This window comes from Salinibacterium sp. (assembly GCF_031364185.1).
Lineage (GTDB): Bacteria > Actinomycetota > Actinomycetes > Actinomycetales > Microbacteriaceae > Rhodoglobus.
This window is the reverse complement of the sequence record NZ_JANLVV010000322.1, coordinates 1-4,030: the sequence shown is the minus strand read 5'-3', so window position 1 is coordinate 4,030 and position 4,030 is coordinate 1. Positions and strand designations below refer to the sequence as shown.

Here is a 4,030-nt window from a genome sequence, read left to right as displayed (position 1 = left end):
GCCGACGGCGGCAGCGGCGGCGGCGGCGGGCCGACGGCGGCGGCGCGGCGGCGGCGCGGGATCGCGCCGCACGAGGGCACCGCGCATCCATCCCAACATTTATGCTTACGGGGATGACAACCCCTGCGCCCACCGACTTCGACGCAGTGGTCGCGAGCACTAGTGACGCGACGCGAGAGAGCGAGCCGGTCGGCTCCCGCCTCGATGACTGGTGGTTGAGGCAGTCCCTTGCGGTGCACAGGCTGGCCCGCTGGGGCGCGCCCGCACTGGTGGTGGTGATCGCCGCGGTCGCGCGATTGTTCGGCCTGGGGCATCCTGCATCGCTGGTGTTCGACGAGACCTTCTACGTGAAGGATGCCTGGACGCTGGTCAACCTCGGCTACGAGGGGTCGTGGCCCGCCGAGGCCGATGCGCGGTTTAGCGCTGGCGAGACGGACATCTTCACCGCCGCCCCGGGATTCGTGGTGCATCCGCCGCTCGGCAAGTGGCTGATTGGGCTTGGGATGGGCTGGCTCGGGCCCGATAACCCGGCGAGCTGGCGCGTCGCGACCGTGCTCGCGGGCATCGTCGCCGTGGTTCTGCTGATGGTCGTCGCCCACATGCTGTTCCGCTCGATGCTGCTGGCCACGATCGCCGGCCTGCTCTTCGCCATCGACGGCAACGCGATCGTGATGAGCCGGGTGGCGCTGCTTGACAACTTCGTCATGCTGTTCGCGCTGCTCGGTTTCGCGGCGATCCTGCTCGATCGTGGATGGACCCAGAAACGCCTCGATCTCTGGCTCACCCGAAAAGAGGGGAGCTGGGGCCCCGCGATCTGGTGGCGGCCCTGGCTGGTCGCCGCGGGCGTGGCATTCGGCGCCGCGACCGCCATCAAGTGGAGCGGGCTCTATTTTTTGGCGGCCCTGGCCGTCTACACCCTGGTGGTGGATGCGCTGGCGCGCCGCCGCGCGGGTATCCCGTTTTGGCTCAGTGGCACGATCCTCCGGCAGGCCCCCGTCAGCTTCCTGCTCACCGTGCCGGCAGCGTTACTCACGTACCTGATCACGTGGACAGGCTGGTTCGTCACATCCGGCGGATATTCGCGGCAGTGGGCCGCGGGCGACGGTAACGCATGGACGGGAGCGCTCTCGTGGGTGCCGCTGTCGCTGCAAAGCTTCTGGCACTTCGAGGTCAGCGTGTATAACTACCACGTTGGCGAAATGCGCCCGCACCCGTACCAGGCGAATCCGCTGACCTGGCTGTTGATGTTGCGTCCGACGAGCATGTACTACCAAGGGGACGCCACCGGCGGCGAATCCATCTCGGGCATCGCCAACCCGATCATCTGGTGGGCCGCGACGGCCGCCGCGCTCTACCTCGTCTACCGGCTGCTGCGCTTCCGGGAGTGGCGGGTGGGCCTGATCCTTGCCGGTCTCGCCGCCGGCTACCTGCCCTGGTTGCTGTACCTGAACCGCACTGTGTTCCAGTTCTACACGATCGCGTTCGAGCCGTACCTGATCCTGGCGCTGACGGCGGTGGTCGGAATTCTGCTGGGCAACGCGCGGGATCCGAGTTGGCGGCGGCTCAGTGGCATCCGGATCACGATCATTTTTCTTGCCATCGCCCTCGCGGTCAGTGCCTTCTACTGGCCGGTCTGGACGGGCATGCGACTGGACTATTTCTGGCTGGCAGCGCACTGGTGGCTGCCGACCTGGCGATAGAGCGTTTCGGTTTGGCACTCGGATGGCGCGGCTCCTGCCCGCTACGACACCGCTGACGGCTCAGCTCCAGCCGCCGAGATACGCCTCCAGATCGGGTTCGTTGTTGAGGGCGACGATCCACTCGGCGACTACGTCGTGGGTCGGGAACAGCTCGTCCCGTTTCCATCGGGCTCGGCGGCGGCGAGCGCGCTGTGAACGGATCTCGATAAGCACGGCGCCCGAGTGATCCCGCGCGACGATATCGGCCGCGTCGCCGCACCCCGACGCCACCCGTTCAACCTCGAGTCGAAACAGTTCCGGGTCGACTTTCAGTGGTCGGTGGACATCGACGGTGACCCGCGCCAGTGGATGCCCGACTGCGTCGGCCCGACTCACCACGCGCGGATCGTCGATGACTGAGTCGAGCGAACTATCGGGCAGCACCACTACCGCGTGCGGGACGGCTTCCAGAATGCTGTCCACACAGATGTACAGCGCCGCCGGACTGGAGCTCGATCGAATCTCGATCACGACGTCAGCGGTGTGTGACCACAATCCGCGACCGCTGCTCCCGGTCGCCGGGATCGACCGGGCGAGCCTCAGCGCTTCCCCATTCTTCCGGCGCTGGCGGGAGTCATCGGCATCCGGTCGCGCTGACCACTCGGGGCCGTCATGCCACGCCACCGCGCTTCGCACGTAAGCGAAGATCGCCCCGGCGAGCCAGGCGCGATAGCCCCATTCCCAATCCTCCCCGCCGTAGTCGGTGAATGACTCGTCGAATCCTCCGGTCTCATCGAAGAATGCGCGGCTGCAGGCGAGCACGGCCCCAATGAGGTAGCGGTAGGACCGGTGATCGACCTCGAGAAGGTCACCGGTACGGTCGTAGGCACGCGAGAGCCATTCAGGGGCCGGAAGCTCGAGCGCTGGCCCCACCACTTCTATTCGATCGTCGACCGGTGCCGCGGCGAGATTGGCGTGGCGTCGCAACCCGACGGTGACGGCGTCGGCCGCAAGTGACGGCAGTCGAGCCACCTCCATCACATAGTCGGGTTCTGGCGTGGTGTCGGCATCAAGGAAACAGAGGATGCGGCCATGAGCCACCCCGGCGCCCGCATTGCGGGCCGCCGCGGCTCGAAAACCCCGATCTTCCTGACGAAGCAGACGAACACCCGCTGGCACCGTGGGGGCCGTTCGCGACCCATCGTCTACCACGATCACCTCCAGCAGATGGCGCGGGTATGACTGCCGTTCGAGCGCGAGCAGGGTGCGATCCAGCTGAGGCTGTTGCTCGAAGTGGACGACGATGACCGACACGGTCGGCAGTGGATCGGGCCGCACCCCATCCAGCCGGTCCCAGCGATTCGCCGTGATGGCATGACCCGACGGCGGGGCATCCACCGTTACCACGAGAGTGCCGCCCACCAGTTCAGGTACGAGCCGGCCGCGTCGGAGAAATACGGGGCGGTCATGGCATCCACAGCCAAAATCGTCGACGCTGGATCGGCCAGCGCGGTGGCTATCGCGGCATCCATTCCCTCCGCGGCGAAGAGCGTCATCGTGCCGGGTCTGAGGGCCTGCATCTCTCGTGCGTAACGAGAATCGGCGACAAGCGGGAGTCGTCCCGCCGACAGCCAGGTGAGGATTGACGCCGACGCAGACATGTGTTGGTGGGCGGCGATCGGCACCGCCGCTCGGGAGCAGCGTTGGTGAAGCTCGACGTCGGAAAGGTAGCCCGTGGCGCCGAAGGTGATGCCGTGCGATCGAGCATGATTCGCGAGTGACATGACGTCAGCCTCATGCCCGACGGACGCCGCCCCCAGCGCGATCACGTCGAGCCCACCTCCTCTTCGCGCTACTGAGTCGATCACCTCGAGATGACCCTTGCCGGGGTAGACGAACCCCACGAGGGCGGCAACCGCGTCGAAGCCATTCGGGTCGATTGCGGCACCGGACGGCCGATTCCCCGCGAGTGGGATCACCGTTGGCCGCGGGCCCGCCGTGAGGATGTCGAGTTCCTGCAGGAGGCAGACTTCGTGGGCGCTATTGCACGCAACGCCCCGAGCGGCGGCGAGCACGCGGCGATAGCACTCGCGTCGGCGAGGCAGGTTTGCTGCTCCGTCCGAGAACTGGGGCACGTCATGCACGGTAACCGATACGGGCGTGCGGGCGGCAATACGCTCAAACATCGCGGCCGCATCCTCGGTCGATGCGCCAAAGAGCCGGTCGGTGAAATGTAGATGCAGTGGATGCCCGGGGCGCGCCTCGAGCAGCGACCGCACGAATCGGGGGGTCGACTCCGCACGCGCACCCGTCTCCGGCGCCACACAGGCGTCGACTATCGCGGTCGCCAG

General features: G+C 66.9%; 3 protein-coding genes. 1 reads left to right on the top strand and 2 read right to left on the bottom strand.

The genetic code is table 11. From position 1 onward, the window contains the following. A partial coding sequence (locus tag RMN95_RS14060; protein WP_309617536.1) for a phospholipid carrier-dependent glycosyltransferase occupies positions 1–1,700 on the top strand: 1,700 nt, incomplete at its 5' end. Positions 1,701–1,760: 60 nt separating this feature from the next. Here RMN95_RS14060 and RMN95_RS14055 read toward each other — a convergent pair. Continuing rightward, entirely contained in the window at positions 1,761–3,101 is a 1,341-nt protein-coding gene (locus tag RMN95_RS14055) for a glycosyltransferase family 2 protein (RefSeq protein ID WP_309617535.1), read from the bottom strand. Then, positions 3,080–4,030: hypothetical protein (locus RMN95_RS14050; protein WP_309617534.1), on the bottom strand; the 951-nt coding region annotated here is incomplete at its 5' end. The genes RMN95_RS14055 and RMN95_RS14050, both read right to left, overlap by 22 nt.